The 13469-nt window shown below is 42.1% G+C and carries 14 protein-coding genes; 5 read left to right on the top strand and 9 right to left on the bottom strand.

The genetic code is table 11. The features are described from left to right. The first annotated feature begins 22 nt into the window (after positions 1 to 22). Entirely contained in the window at positions 23 to 781 is a 759-nt protein-coding gene (locus ACOQOE_RS15575) for an enoyl-CoA hydratase-related protein (RefSeq protein ID WP_420554424.1), read from the top strand. A gap of 101 nt (positions 782 to 882) precedes the next feature. Then, positions 883 to 1458, top strand: coding sequence for a Tll0287-like domain-containing protein (locus ACOQOE_RS15570; RefSeq protein WP_420554423.1), 576 nt, complete (start codon positions 883 to 885; stop codon positions 1456 to 1458). A gap of 165 nt (positions 1459 to 1623) precedes the next feature. On the opposite strand, the gene ACOQOE_RS15565 is transcribed toward ACOQOE_RS15570, so the two are convergent. From ACOQOE_RS15565 to ACOQOE_RS15545, 5 genes are all read right to left on the bottom strand, one after another. Then, positions 1624 to 2031 carry a DUF2007 domain-containing protein gene (locus ACOQOE_RS15565; RefSeq protein WP_067867110.1) on the bottom strand — a complete coding sequence of 136 codons (408 nt, stop codon included), beginning with the start codon at positions 2029 to 2031 and terminating at the stop codon, positions 1624 to 1626. Positions 2032 to 2125: 94 nt separating this feature from the next. After that, the gene (locus ACOQOE_RS15560) at positions 2126 to 3124 is read right to left on the bottom strand and encodes an endonuclease/exonuclease/phosphatase family protein (RefSeq protein ID WP_420554422.1); all 999 of its coding nucleotides are present in this window, start codon (positions 3122 to 3124) and stop codon (positions 2126 to 2128) included. 127 nt (positions 3125 to 3251) lie between these two features. Beyond that, positions 3252 to 4523 carry a DUF2254 domain-containing protein gene (locus tag ACOQOE_RS15555; protein ID WP_420554421.1) on the bottom strand — a complete coding sequence of 424 codons (1272 nt, stop codon included), beginning with the start codon at positions 4521 to 4523 and terminating at the stop codon, positions 3252 to 3254. A gap of 350 nt (positions 4524 to 4873) precedes the next feature. Next, a complete protein-coding gene (locus tag ACOQOE_RS15550; RefSeq protein WP_420554420.1) occupies positions 4874 to 5890 on the bottom strand; it encodes a sodium:calcium antiporter in 1017 nt (338 codons plus the stop codon). 118 nt (positions 5891 to 6008) lie between these two features. After that, positions 6009 to 6788, bottom strand: coding sequence for a TSUP family transporter (locus tag ACOQOE_RS15545; RefSeq protein WP_420554419.1), 780 nt, complete (start codon positions 6786 to 6788; stop codon positions 6009 to 6011). A gap of 325 nt (positions 6789 to 7113) precedes the next feature. Between ACOQOE_RS15545 and ACOQOE_RS15540 the strand changes: the two genes are divergently transcribed. Beyond that, complete coding sequence (locus ACOQOE_RS15540) at positions 7114 to 7194, top strand: type II toxin-antitoxin system ParD family antitoxin (RefSeq protein ID WP_420555491.1); 81 nt, start codon at positions 7114 to 7116, stop codon at positions 7192 to 7194. 544 nt (positions 7195 to 7738) lie between these two features. Here the strand turns inward: ACOQOE_RS15540 and ACOQOE_RS15535 are convergent. The 4 genes from ACOQOE_RS15535 to ACOQOE_RS15520 form a co-directional block, all read right to left on the bottom strand. After that, positions 7739 to 8167: a YqaA family protein gene (locus ACOQOE_RS15535; protein WP_420554418.1), complete on the bottom strand. Its 429-nt coding sequence runs from the start codon at positions 8165 to 8167 to the stop codon at positions 7739 to 7741. A 3-nt stretch (positions 8168 to 8170) separates the two neighbouring features. Continuing rightward, entirely contained in the window at positions 8171 to 8902 is a 732-nt protein-coding gene (locus ACOQOE_RS15530; RefSeq protein WP_420554417.1) for a gamma-glutamyl-gamma-aminobutyrate hydrolase family protein, read from the bottom strand. Positions 8903 to 8920: 18 nt separating this feature from the next. Further along, positions 8921 to 9919 carry an amidoligase family protein gene (locus ACOQOE_RS15525; protein WP_420554416.1) on the bottom strand — a complete coding sequence of 333 codons (999 nt, stop codon included), beginning with the start codon at positions 9917 to 9919 and terminating at the stop codon, positions 8921 to 8923. 721 nt (positions 9920 to 10640) lie between these two features. Continuing rightward, a complete protein-coding gene (locus ACOQOE_RS15520; RefSeq protein WP_420554415.1) occupies positions 10641 to 11000 on the bottom strand; it encodes a hypothetical protein in 360 nt (119 codons plus the stop codon). 766 nt (positions 11001 to 11766) lie between these two features. On the opposite strand from ACOQOE_RS15520, the gene ACOQOE_RS15515 reads away from it, so the two are divergent. Together ACOQOE_RS15515 and ACOQOE_RS15510 are read left to right on the top strand one after the other, a co-directional pair. Beyond that, positions 11767 to 12516 carry an electron transfer flavoprotein subunit beta/FixA family protein gene (locus ACOQOE_RS15515; protein ID WP_420554414.1) on the top strand — a complete coding sequence of 250 codons (750 nt, stop codon included), beginning with the start codon at positions 11767 to 11769 and terminating at the stop codon, positions 12514 to 12516. Between the two features lie 11 nt (positions 12517 to 12527). Beyond that, positions 12528 to 13457, top strand: a complete 930-nt coding sequence (locus ACOQOE_RS15510; protein WP_420554413.1) for an electron transfer flavoprotein subunit alpha/FixB family protein — start codon at positions 12528 to 12530, stop codon at positions 13455 to 13457. Positions 13458 to 13469 lie beyond the last annotated feature (12 nt).

The following is a 13469-nucleotide window of genomic DNA, read 5'->3' as shown; positions in this document are numbered from 1 at the left end:
TCAGATCTGATTGAGAATTCCTATGAATGAATTTGTCCTAGCAGAGCAGAATAAGGATGTTCTGGAGATTATTTTAAACAGAACAGCAAAAAAGAACGCATTGACCCTTTCTATGTATGAGCAGCTAACTCAACTGTTAGATTCTGCATCTGAAAATTCAGAGATCAATGTGGTTCTTATTCGTGCTGAGGGAACTAGTTTCTGTGCGGGTAATGATATTCAAGATTTCATATCTGTCGGTGATGGGACTGATGCAATTAAGATTATTATTGGCTTTTTACACCAATTAGCTGAGTGTAAAAAACCAATTATTGCCGCCGTTCAAGGTAATGCCGTAGGTATAGGTTCTACCATGTTGCTACATTGCGATCTTGTGGTGGCTGCCGATGATTTAAACTGTCAAATGCCCTTTGTTAAATTAGGCCTTATTCCAGAAGGGGGTTCTACTTTACTGTTTCCGCAAATGGTCAGCCATCGGCAGGCGTTTGAAATGATGGTTGAAGGTGTGCCTTTTGATGCTGAAAAAGCCCAAGAGATTGGTTTAATCAACCAGATTGTAACCTGCGATATTTTACTCAAATGCGCCCGTGCTCGTGCTGAACGATTAGCACGGCTGCCTTCGCAATCGGTCCAAACATCTAAAATGTTAATGAAAAAAGCCTACCTTCAGCAGTTACATCAAGTAATGGATGAAGAGGGTACGCTTTTTTACGAATGTCTGTCTTCAACTGAAGCTCAGCAAGCGTTTATGCAATTTTTACAGAATAAACCTGCCAGCTAAGAGACTTTGAGTAGGTTTAATATATATTAGTGTTTTCTAATCTAGTATATTGCTATATACTTTGTAGCATTAGACAGATTGGATGCAAAGAGGCATTAAGTATGAAAGCACTTATTTTGGCTGCAGCAGCTATAGCTACAGCCCCTTCGATTCAGGCTGAAGAGTTCACTGTAAATATCCCTGAGCTTCAGACTGAAGCTAAACAGGTTATTATGCAGTTAGCTTCTACCTTAATGGGCGAGTTGAAAAAAGCGAAAGAAGAAGGCGGGGCACCCGCTGCCATTGCCGTTTGTAATACAAAAGCGATGCCTCTGACCCATGAGGTATCAGAATCATCAGATTGGGAGATCGGTCGCACCAGTTTAAAACTACGTAACCCTGATAATGCACCCGATGCATGGGAAAAACAGGTACTAGAACAGTTTGCTAAACAAACTCAGCAAGGCGCTAATTTAAAAACCTTAGGCTTTTCACAAGTCGTTGTGGATGAAGATGGCCGTAAGGTCTTCCGAATGATGAAAGCGATTCCAGTAGCGGACCAGTGTTTAGGCTGCCATGGCAGTAACATCAAGCCAGCCTTGCAGGAAAGCCTACAAGCACTATACCCAGAAGATAAAGCAACCGGCTTCTCCGTGGGCGATCTACGTGGTGCATTCACGCTGAAAAAATATTTATAAATCTTATAGTCATTAAAAGCATAAAGTCTAGGCGCATCCGCTAATGCTATTTAGCAGCTTAAATAAAAAAAACAGCAGACTTTTAGTCTACGGGTTTTTATGCTTTTAGCAGAGTATTTCTATAAGGGAGGATAAAAGCATACGCTAAGCGAGCCAGCTAATGGATTATGTTTGGGTGAAATAACCACAATGAGTGCAACGTAGCCCATGTTGATAAAAAAAGAGCGGAAAGCCAAATAGGATGAAAACAACAAATGCGGGCCGTTTGCCTTTTGTATATGGCTCTAGCACTCCTCCGCACTTTGAGCACTTAGGTTCTTCGTCGCAATCGACTTCGGATTCTACACATGATGAATAATCAGTATTCAATATAGCCTGTGCCGCTTCCAAATTTCTCTTATATACCTGCACCCTAACGCCACCTAGCGCATTAGAATACAACCACTGCATATTTATCGTATGAGCATCTGCAACAAAGGCTGTAATCCCCTTTGCTTCTAAACTAGAGCGAGCTAATTCCGCTTCATGTGGAAACGAGTACCTTGCTGCTGTGACTAAGATGTTTTTATTCATCGTGTCTTAAACATAACGTTTGTCTGTACGGTGCTGGTGGTTGATAAATATACTATCTAAACGACGTGATAAATATCCTTTATAGTGGCCGATTTTATTTACTATCATCTAATTGTGGAACATCATTTATGCTAACGCCTTGGTTTTCGGTTATTTCTTCAGCCCAGTTGTGATCAGACGCATTAGAATCTAACCCCGCTTGGTCAGCCCCAGCTGTAGATGACAGAGTTAATTTAGTTAGTAAAGCAAAATGATCAGAACCGATTGGCGGTAAACGCTTAATGGAGTTTAGGGTAAAGTGTTGGCTATGAAATAGATGATCTAAAGGCCAACGTAGAAAAGGTAGATCCGCATGAAATGTATTCAGCATTCCCCGTCCGACTCGCGGATCTAACAGACCGCTTATTTTACGAAAGAGGCGGGTTGTCGCAGACCACGCCACGTCATTAAGATCCCCTGTTACGATGATAGGTTGATTACTTTTAGCAACACTTTTAGCCACAATGATTAATTCAGCATCCCGTTCTGCTGATTCTGTATTTTCGGTAGGGCTAGGAGGGGCAGGATGCATAAAGTGCATGCGGACTTTATCACCTGAGTCTAAAGTTAAGGTGGTGTGTATGGACGGAACTTCTTTCTCGACCAAGTAAGCTATTTCTTGGTTACTTAAGGGCAACCGTGAAAACACATGCATGCCGTAAAGGTTATCCAATGGGCACTTTATGCTGTGTGGCATATCTACTTCCACCACCTTGAGTTGATCTTCCCACCACTGATCAGACTCGAGTGTTACAAGCACATCGGGCTTATGCGTTTGTACTAACTTAATGAGCTTATCGGCCTTTCGGTTAGGCGTTAGAACATTAGCTGTCATAATACTGATTTGCTTATCAGGGCTACTCTCCTTAGTCTCTTTTACTTCATGGGGCCATAAACGTGTATAAGGTAATATCCACCATAGCTGCCAGACTAGGCAAAGCGCAGTGATTGAGATTACAACCCAGGTTAATGGGGATTGTTTATTAAGGAAAACAAAATTAGCTATCAATAAAGCCGTTATAAAAATAGTAAATTGTAGGCGTGGGAAATCCATTCCCCTGATGGCCCAGTGGGGATGACGTGAAAAGGGAAGTAACGTCACTATACAGGCCAAGGTTGTAAAAAAAGTGAGTATAGCTGTCATCTGTTAGGCTTGCTCTGTCTTAATCTATATCTGAATATCACATTGATTTATCTTCGCGTGCGGCTTTTTTAATAGCGATTAAATCCTCTTCTATATCAAGTACATTACATGCCCGTTTAAGGGCTAAACGTCGGTGATATTGGGCCGCTTTTTTGATTTCCTTATTGTTAAGAGATTCAAGAGAGCTCAACGCTTTTTGTAAACGAATACATACTTCTATTACACCCGCACCATCGCGTGCTATAGCCGTAAAAGCATCATCGAACATATCCTGCAAGGCAACCTCTGGAATGGCTATACGGTCATATTTAGGTTTGCTTTCTGTTTGCTCGGGTTGATCAATGAGCGAAATTAAACGTACCAGCGACCCCGTTACCTTTATCGCTGTTCCAGGATCGTTGACGGCAGGCGATAAAGCACGTGCGGCAATTTCTGATAACGTGACTAAGCCAAAGCGAGGATCATCTTCAAACGTTCGGTCGTGGCCAATGTGGAATGATTTAATAAGGCCCGTGCAATCTATGTTGGACAATGCAGATGATAACATATGCACTGACGCTAAAGGTTTATCGGCTGTAGTGAGTGTTCCGGGTAATGCTGATACTACGACATGTGCATCAACACGTTGTGCCCAATCCTGAAGGGTCGCCATATCAATATGCTGCACATAACCAATCGTTGGTGAGAAAACATCTACTCCTTTACTGGTAATGTCTGATACGGATATGCCACCCAGCCTAGGTTTATCTCGTCGTCTAATAAAAGCGTTTTCCGTTGCCTTTTCAACTTTTTCAATGGTCGATCCCACCCGTCCCAGCCGCGCGATATTATCGACCCAGCGCACAAAAGTCAGAATCACTACTGCAAATACAATGGTGGTAAGCACAAAAAGGCTGAATAAGCCGGCTTGATTATAGAAGGCGTTTTTTACCGCAGTTAGAGCAACTACACTAAAAATAAATGCCCCAACAAAGGTTGAAAGAGCATTCTGGGATACGTCATCAGCAACCACTAAAGAGAAAGCGCGAGGGGTGGCAGAGCTACTGGCAGCGGCGTATGCCGATACCATTGAACCCACCGAAAAGGTAGCGATTACCAACATGCTGGATGCGAGCAGTGAAAGTAAAGTTTCAACTGAATCTTGAGCAATAGAAGGCATTTGATTCGCTACAACGGAGCCATCTATCAATTTCGCTGCAAAGACCGCTGCAATGGATAAAAAGCAGACCGCCAATGGGCGCACCCATAGTCTTTCACTAAAACGATTGAATAGAAATCGGAGACGGTCTAACGAAATTAAAGAATTCATATGTTGCCCTATGTTCAACGCATCAAATAATGGCAGCCCGATTGATTTTCTTAGTATACGCTACCATGACAAACGCTCGACTTTTATTTTTTGATCTACAGCCTGACAAATACCTTGTATAGGTAGCGGAACACCCAGTGTTGAAATAGGGCTATTTTTTAAAGCATCTGCGATGCAGGCTTTATGTGAAGAATAGGGGCTTGTTTTTGCTGTTTCTTATCAGCTTACAGATATGAATTTACTACAGTTTAACGGAGGCTGCTCATAAGGTTCTGACCTCCTACAAAAGACAGACCTCACTTGCTGTTATGTATTGCAATAAGTGAGACTTAGCCCCGTAGGCTAATGACTTAACTTAAGATAACGAAGCCCAAAGCAATACCATAGATCGCTAAAATAAGGGCGCTCTCAAACCCGATTTTACCAATGCCATAAGTCTGCCGTCGCACCATGCCTAAGAGTAAAGTCGCTGTCATTAAAATACTCACCAAAGCCCAGATGACTTGGACAGGAGCCATATCATGATAGATAGAACCTTGGGTATAACCTACATCAGCAGCGGCAACCACCAACATATTAAAGCAGTTAGTGCCAAAAATATTACTGACGGCAAGGGTTAAAGCACCAATACGAATGGCAACAATCGTGGTGACTAGCTCGGGTGTAGAAGTGGCAAGCGCGGTGAAAAAGCCACCCATTAACGTTTCAGAAATTCCCGTTTGATCGGCTATCTGTTTTGCTGATTCCATTAAAACCCAACCCGCTATCCCCGTTAACGCAGCCATGCAGATAAACGTTATCCACACGGAGGTTAAATTACTGCTATGGCGCGTATCAGGTTGGTCTGCAACTGTTTGGCATGTTTGTCGAGGGAACCACATAGGTTTTGTTTTCGTATGCAGAACTAAGTGCAACCCGGATATATAAGCGATAATAATTACGGGTGTAATGGGGTGAATATTAAAAAAAGTAATAGAGGGGCTAAAAATAGCCAGTAAAGGCAAGGTTAACAAAACAATGAGCAAGCCAGCGAGCATCAGATTAACGGCAGAGGCTGCCGCATGTTCCAAATTGGCTTTACGATAAACAATATCTGCCACAGCCAGAAAGACAAGATTAGCGGCCATACTCCCCATGACATTACTCATAGCCAAATTGGGGCGAGCATCAATGGCCGCCGTGAGTGTTGCTGCAAAGTCAGGTAATGAGGTAACTCCCGCTAAGAGTAAAACCCCAAATAATGCTTCGCCCAAGCCTGTTTGGTCAGCTAATGAATCTGACAATTTTGCCAACTTGCTACCGGCAATGATAATCACCAATGCGGCAACAGCAAAAGCAATCATGCTGGACGTTAAAGAAGTAAACATACAAACCTTACAAGCAGTGAGAAACGAGAAACACTCGTTACTCAAGCGTGCTATTAATAGATCTTAACGTTAAGTAACTACCCAAAACCCACCGTTATTTTCCCTTTTGAAGGGTTTGTTAGGCGAAAACAACCCATCCCATTGAATCAGCATACTTTAATAGCATAGCACTACACATAAGAACGACAATGATTCTTAAATAGGCGGGCTTAATTTTGAACAAACAATGGGCGCCAAGCCATGCACCTATGAATTGCCCCAGCATCATCGATAGTCCAACAACCCAAACAATATGACCGGCCACTAAAAATACAATTAAAGACGCGATATTGGTCGCAAAGTTTAAGGGTTTAGCGATGACCGTAGATGTTATTAGGTCATGACCTCGACATAGATTACCCGATAGGGCGAAAAAAGAGCCCGTACCGGGACCAAACATACCGTCATAAAAACCAATAAAAGGGACAACTATATTTTTATACTTTGTGTTGGTTAATTTAGCGACACCCTGAGTTTTAATGAGTTTTGGCGATATAAGAAAGTAGATAGCGATAAATAAAAGAACAATGGGAATAACAAATGCCAATATATCTGTATTTATAAACTGCACAGCGATAGTTCCCAATGCTGCGCCTACAAACGCTGTTAACATTAGATACTTCACGTTGTTCCAGCGTATTCTTTTGTTTTTAAGCATCATATAAGACGCTGTAGCCGTCCCCATACAACCTTGTAATTTGTTGGTCCCCAGTGCAGCCAAAGGGGGAACACCGCTCAAAATTAAGGCGGGTATTGATATTAACCCGCCGCCACCTGCCAATGTATCAAGGAGTCCGGCGACAACCGATACCAAAAATAAAAGTAGTAGTAATTCGATAGAGTAATTCGCAAGTTCCAATGGGATACGCCTTTTTCCTTACACCGCTAGTGTAATGTAAGTCATTATGTTATTCGCCTTAGGTTCATTTAAATATTTACGGCTAGTTTCCCAGTTGTCTGGAATGCCCCAATGTTATGAATAGAATCATCTTTCCCCTTATAACACTTACCCGAAAGACGTTGAGAAGGATGAGGGTGACTAATAGCCCTATGTAAGGAGTCAGCTCTCGCTTGTCGTTTTATGTATCGCAAAAAGCAAGACTTGGCCCTGTTTTTGTCTTTCTTAATTGACTTGATATGTTTTTGATACCAAAGTATGTGAAATATTGGTACTGGGGGGCAGTATGGCGAAAAATACAAGTGTTACATTAGGTGAGCACTTTGACTCATTTATTACAAAGAGTTTGGTAAGGAACATGTTGTAATTATTCGAATTCTCCATAAAAGCATAGATGTGCACCGAGCTCTCTGAAATATAACATTTGTATATACGGGGATCTGTATCGACCCATGCCAGACATCCATCTATTTGATTTATAGATATTTGCAGGGTGGCAATACAAACTTAAAGGGCTCTGCTCCCTTTAAGTTTTAGCGGTCGTGACATATTTATACTCCTTGTGAAAGTCTGTCAAAAACAACAATCATCAACTTAAAAGAATATGGCCTAGTTAGGTATTAGTACCCAGCATGCACTATGCAAGACCTGCCCCCCCCCAAAGGTCTTTCAGAATTCAAGTCATCTTCTACTGTATTTGGGTATATTGATTGCCACCAAGACAGAATAAGTAAATACTCTTCGCTCTACAATTCAAATGGCTCCCGGCTTTCCATTCTTCAATCTTGCCTGATCACACGGGTCACTACCGCACATTAAAAATTCATTCAGGAAAGCACACGGGGGTATTTTAAAGTGGATGTCTATCTAGTTAGATAGTGGGAATTCCTCAGGCTTTGACCCTAATTATTTTACTGGAATACGCCCTGTGCAATCAAAATGACAAACCAATAACGCAGACCTTTGCCTATAGCCGTCAATATAAAAAAGGCCCAAAAATTGACACGCATAATACCAGCAATAAATGTTAGCGCATCGCCGCCAATAGGTAACCAAGCAAACAATAAACTCCACACACCATAGCGTTGAAAGCAGCGTTGCGCGCCACTTAACTGCTTCGCTTTAAAAGGAAACCAGCGGTGATCTTGAAAATACAAAAGGTAACGCCCCAACACCCAGTTAACCACCGCCCCCAATGAATTACCCGTCGTGGCAAATAGCCATACCATCCAAACAGACTTACCTTGCGTTAACAAAGTGACTAATAATATTTCTGAGTAGAAGGGAAAAATGGTTGCTGCTAAAAAGGCGCTACCAAACAATAGCCAATAACTTAACATAGTCTATTTAGAGTGGATTTCATTAAAAACATCAGGCGTTATTTTATTTTTCTGTTGTTGCACTGCGCTCACCATTTTTTTGAATAGCTTTCTTTGAACCGCATGATGAGGCAGGTATTCCGGATGCCACTGAACACCAATAAGAAATAATTTTTGCCTGTGTTCAAATGCTTGTACAAAGCCGTCTTTATCATAGGCTGAAACCGTTAACCCTTTACCGATTCGGTTAACTGCTTGACTGTGAAGACTATTTATTTTCACGACCGCCTTGTTCAATATACCCTTTAAAATGCAGTGCTCTTCTATTAGGGCCAATTTCACAATAAACGCACTGTTACGGTTAGGCGTTATTGAACGTAAGGGTCTAATATCTTGATACAGGTTCCCCCCTGAGACCACATTAATCAGTTGAGCGCCTCGACAAATACCCAACATAGGCACGTTGGATTTTAAAGCGGCTTTAATCATTGCAATTTCAAGCTGATCTCTTGCTGGGTCATAGCTACGGCTAAAATCTCCATCTTTTCCTACGGGGGCCACCTCACCATAATGCTGAGGTTCAATATCGTCGCCACCGCCAATCACCACACCATCAACAGCATTGATAAGTTGAGGATTAGAAGGTGTTACATAACAGCTGCGAGCTCCACACAACCATAAAACAAAGCGGGTAGCCCACCAACCAAATTTGAGTTTTTTGTCAGGGCCGGTCACGGCAATCAATGGGCGAGTCATAAGTAAATAATTCGAGGTTTAAGTTTGAACTTGCTTATCGAAATAATGATTTAATTTTTTTAACCATTGATTATCAATACTGTGAGTAAGTCGATCTAAGTCTTGCAGATACGCGCTACACATCTCGCTTAGTTTATTTTTGTCATTCGCCAGTTTTTCAACTTCCAACCACAATAACCAAGGGTAATCGACATTCCAGTTAGGGTTATCAATATCACAATTCGGCAGACGATAATGAAAGGTAGGGCGCGCATTAACCCGCTTATCTTTAATTGTTGCTCTGACATGCTGTTCATCAATAAAAGTAAACAAGGGCAGCATATCTAAACTGCGATTACGAGTGGGGTTAAAAAATAAATAATCATCAATCAGCTGATTCATATCCGGCTGGTAGTCACTGGGTAATATATGCAGAATATAGTCTTTATCAAAGTGACGAATATAGGGCGTTATTTTTCTTACCCAATCAACTTTTTCTTTGTCATCTATCCAATCGTAAAGGCAACAATAAGCCCTTAAATAACATAAAATTGTTTCTGAGGAGAGTTCGGGCACCTCAGGATTCAGATGTAACCCAAATGCATAGTACAAAGAATGTCGTGTACCTAATGCACCAGCTTTCCGCAAACTCGACACTAAAGGCAATAATTTTTCATAGTCGCTCAGTGCAATAGGTGCGGTCACAATTTCCCATGGCACCAAGGATTCTGCAACCTTCGATAAGATAGGTAAAGCCATCGATTCAGACTGACTTGGTGGGCCACCTTCTTTGAACTCACTTATCGAGTCACCAAGGGATTTAAACTGAGATGAATCTAACTCTAAAATGAAATCACCTAAAGATGAATCTTGAACAATATAGTCAAAAAGATGATTTTCTTGCGATGTACCGCCGTACAACTCTACGATCATCGCCAAAACAGTATTAGGATCAACACCAGCAAACTCTATTTCAACGCCAATACGGCGCTCTTTACCGCTGTGGTTATTCTGAATAGGGGGAAGTAAACCAGACATAATGCCTTTCCTCAAAAGTCAGTTAGACATAATGACTCCCACGAGGTGCTGACCTCCATTTTCGTGGGTTAGCTGAAAGCCAGAGCCATACTGTATCTGTTAACAATACCAGTCGGAGGTCAGCATGATTAACAGTAGCATAATTTTTATTGGCTTAGACACTCCCAAAGAGTTTACTAAGGTCGTAAAGGGCTGAGCCCTTTAATTCGTGGATCCAACAAAACGTTTATCGAGAGTTCCCGCATAATGACAGGTTTAGAGTTAGTGCATTGGATCAGGCCACGGCAGTGGCATAATCTCCGACGGCGTTAGGCAGGCAACTGTGTAAACAGTTGATCCACGAGCATAGACTGAAGATCGGTGCCACGAGGGAATAAGTAAGGTAGGCGCTGCTCATTTAAGAGTGAGTAATCCACGGATACCAGCATGAAAACCGACGAAATTACCGGCCTCATTCGATGCATTAACTCTATTTAGTTAAACAAAAGGGCTTTAAACGAAAAAGCAGGTAGAACTGTGCTTAAACTTGACAGTGGGAGTCATACCAACGCCAAGCTCATGGGACCAAACGGAGGGGAGCAATTTTGGGGTAAAGTGCGAAGCACCCCAAAATTGTGGACCGCAGTTTGGTTCCCATGGAGTGAATGGTTAGCAATAAACACACTCCTGCCAAAATATAGCACTCAATCATATACCCTAACGTCTCGCTTAAAAGTCGATACTAGGCATGGTATGAACAACCTTCGATTAGCACCTGACCGTCTCGATTTTTAAAGCCGTAGATTAAAAGACCAGGTTCTATACGATTTTCAAGATCCAATTTCCATATCACAATGACGTGGTCAGGATTCCTATGGATTGTCACTAAATCGGCGATTGTATGCTTACCATATTCTTCGTAACTTTCCTCGATTTGTCTATTGAATTCCTCTTCAGGAAAGTGCTCTGATGGATCTTCCTCAATAAAATACCTTATGAATTCACTATAATTCTTTTCATTCCATGAATTCTCAGTATGGTTGGCTAGCGGTAAAACTATATCGAGTATTTCCTTGTCGGTCAGACCTGTAGAGTCCATCATTTTCTCTCTTGTTTATCACTAATTGGTAGTGGCACCCATATTATCTGGAAATTTCTGGTTTTTAAATCAGGCGACATGTCGTGTTATCCGCAAAAACTAGACACCGCTGATTTATTAATTAGTTGACACGCTAACATTTGTATATACGGGGGGCCGTGTATCTACCCACACCGCTATTGATTAAAAATAGATGTAATTATTTGAAAAGGAAGGAGAAACTAAAGAATTAAATCGAACTCTTCCGTGACAAAACGAGCATGCGCATTAACAATTGATATACGGGGGTCTGTATATCTACTCATGCCAGACATCCATCTGTCTGATTTATAACTATTTTTAACTTAAGCATGGCTGCAATACAAGCATCATTTTGGATAAGAAGCGCTGTAAACCAGCATAAATAGTGTAAGGCTAAAAATATATTGTATATCCATACAGATATTGTAGAGAAACAATAGCTTTGCACGAAAAGGTAATTTTTTAATACCAAACGATTTATAGGGTTAGGTTTAGGTGCGTCAGCCTTTATGCCCTTAAATGACAGTTTGTAAGTTATTTGTGATCGTATTTGTTTGCAAAACATCTCCTCTGTAAGGCTTATTTAATGGGCTTTTGATGCCTAATGGTAATTTTTGTCAGTGAAGTCGCTGCTTTTTGTTATTGTTGAATTCGGCATAGGTACTAGTATTTAGCTATACCTAAACCTTTACAGGGCGCATTTTTTTAAAAAGCCCTGAAAGCCGAATAACAATGAGAAGAGGCGGTTATGAAAGTACTGGTTGCCGTAAAACGTGTAATTGACTACAACGTCAAAGTACGTGTTAAAGCCGATAATAGCGATGTTGATCTAGCTAATGTCAAAATGGCTTTAAATCCTTTCTGTGAAATAGCTATAGAAGAAGCCGTTCGTTTAAAAGAAGCCAGCGTGGCTGACGAAGTTGTTGTTGTCTCTATTGGTAGTAAAAGCTGCGAAGAACAGATTCGTACCGCATTAGCTTTAGGTGCTGACCGTGGTATTCGTGTTGATACTGAGGATGCGCCAGATTCTTTGTCTGTTGCTAAATTGTTAGCGAAGGTCGTGGAAAAAGAAGCGCCTGGTATGGTTATTTTGGGCAAGCAAGCGATTGACTCTGATAATAACCAAACGGGCCAAATGCTGGCAGCATTGCTGGATCGTCCGCAGGGTACCTTTGCGTCTAAGGTTGCCGTGGATGGTGACAAAGTACAGGTAACACGCGAGATCGATGGTGGTCTGCAAACGGTTGAATTACAGATGCCTGCGATTGTGACCACGGATCTTCGTCTTAATGAACCCCGTTATGCCTCCCTGCCTAATATTATGAAAGCTAAGCGCAAGCCTTTAGATCTACTGACCCCTGATGAGTTAGGTGTTGCTGTATCGAGCAATTTAACACTTTTAAGTGTTGAACCGCCGGCAGAACGTCAAGCGGGTATCAAGGTGAGTTCAGTTGATGAGCTGGTGGAAAAATTACGCAACGAAGCAAAAGTGATATAGGGGTGAATGTTATGACCATTCTAGTCATTGCAGAACATGATAATAATGAATTAAAGCCAGTCACACTGAATACGCTAAGTGCTGCGCAAGCGATTGGTGGAGATATTCATCTTCTTGTTGCGGGTAGTGGTTGTCAGTCCGTTGCGGATGCAGCTGCTCAAATTCCGGCTGTTGCACAGGTATTGGTGGCTGATAATGACGCCTATGAGCATCAGCTTGCGGAGAATGTGAGTAAGTTAGTGCAGGGTTTAGCGGAGAGTTATAGCCATATTTTAGGGTCGTCCACAACGACAGCTAAGAACATGCTGCCGCGTGTGGCTGCGTTGCTAGACGTTAATCAGCTTTCAGATGTTATGGCGATTGAGTCAGCGGATACGTTTAAGCGTCCAATCTATGCGGGTAATGCGATAGCAACGGTTAAGTCCGCAGATGCAATTAAAGTGATGACGGTACGCGGCACTGCGTTCGACCCTGTTGAAGGGGCGGGTGGTAGCGCAGAGGTTGTGAACTTATCAGACGTTTGTGATGCAGGAACCTCTCGTTTTGTTAATGAAGAGATTGCTGAGAGTGAACGCCCAGAGTTGACTGCCGCTTCGATTGTTGTTTCAGGTGGTCGTGGTATGGGTAACGGCGAAAACTTTGAGTTGCTGAATAAGGTAGCGGATAAGTTAGGCGCTGCAGTTGGTGCCTCGCGAGCAGCGGTGGACGCAGGCTTTGTACCTAATGATATGCAGGTGGGTCAGACCGGAAAAATGGTTGCGCCGGATCTATATATCGCTGTCGGTATCTCTGGAGCTATCCAGCATCTAGCGGGTATGAAAGATTCAAAAATTATTGTCGCTATCAATAAAGATGAAGAAGCACCTATTTTTCAGGTGGCAGATTATGGCCTTGTGGCTGATCTGTTTGAGGCAGTGCCTGAACTTGAAGGCAAGCTTTAACGCTTTTACTTA

Origin of the sequence: Neptuniibacter marinus, assembly GCF_965223595.1 — a bacterium.
GTDB classification, from domain to species: Bacteria; Pseudomonadota; Gammaproteobacteria; order Pseudomonadales; family Balneatricaceae; genus Neptuniibacter; species Neptuniibacter marinus.
Note: the sequence above shows the minus strand (reverse complement) of the source record. Positions and strands in the feature narration are given on the sequence as shown.

Coding starts and splice junctions, on each gene's coding strand:
- ACOQOE_RS15550 (WP_420554420.1), bottom strand. CDS start 5,890: ATGTTTACTTCTTTAACGTCCAGCATGATTGCTTTTGCTGTTGCCGCA.
- ACOQOE_RS15565 (WP_067867110.1), bottom strand. CDS start 2,031: ATGAATAAAAACATCTTAGTCACAGCAGCAAGGTACTCGTTTCCACAT.
- ACOQOE_RS15530 (WP_420554417.1), bottom strand. CDS start 8,902: ATGACTCGCCCATTGATTGCCGTGACCGGCCCTGACAAAAAACTCAAA.
- ACOQOE_RS15575 (WP_420554424.1), top strand. CDS start 23: ATGAATGAATTTGTCCTAGCAGAGCAGAATAAGGATGTTCTGGAGATT.
- ACOQOE_RS15535 (WP_420554418.1), bottom strand. CDS start 8,167: ATGTTAAGTTATTGGCTATTGTTTGGTAGCGCCTTTTTAGCAGCAACC.
- ACOQOE_RS15510 (WP_420554413.1), top strand. CDS start 12,528: ATGACCATTCTAGTCATTGCAGAACATGATAATAATGAATTAAAGCCA.
- ACOQOE_RS15560 (WP_420554422.1), bottom strand. CDS start 3,124: ATGGATTTCCCACGCCTACAATTTACTATTTTTATAACGGCTTTATTG.
- ACOQOE_RS15525 (WP_420554416.1), bottom strand. CDS start 9,919: ATGTCTGGTTTACTTCCCCCTATTCAGAATAACCACAGCGGTAAAGAG.
- ACOQOE_RS15515 (WP_420554414.1), top strand. CDS start 11,767: ATGAAAGTACTGGTTGCCGTAAAACGTGTAATTGACTACAACGTCAAA.
- ACOQOE_RS15555 (WP_420554421.1), bottom strand. CDS start 4,523: ATGAATTCTTTAATTTCGTTAGACCGTCTCCGATTTCTATTCAATCGT.
- ACOQOE_RS15520 (WP_420554415.1), bottom strand. CDS start 11,000: ATGATGGACTCTACAGGTCTGACCGACAAGGAAATACTCGATATAGTT.
- ACOQOE_RS15570 (WP_420554423.1), top strand. CDS start 883: ATGAAAGCACTTATTTTGGCTGCAGCAGCTATAGCTACAGCCCCTTCG.
- ACOQOE_RS15540 (WP_420555491.1), top strand. CDS start 7,114: ATGGCGAAAAATACAAGTGTTACATTAGGTGAGCACTTTGACTCATTT.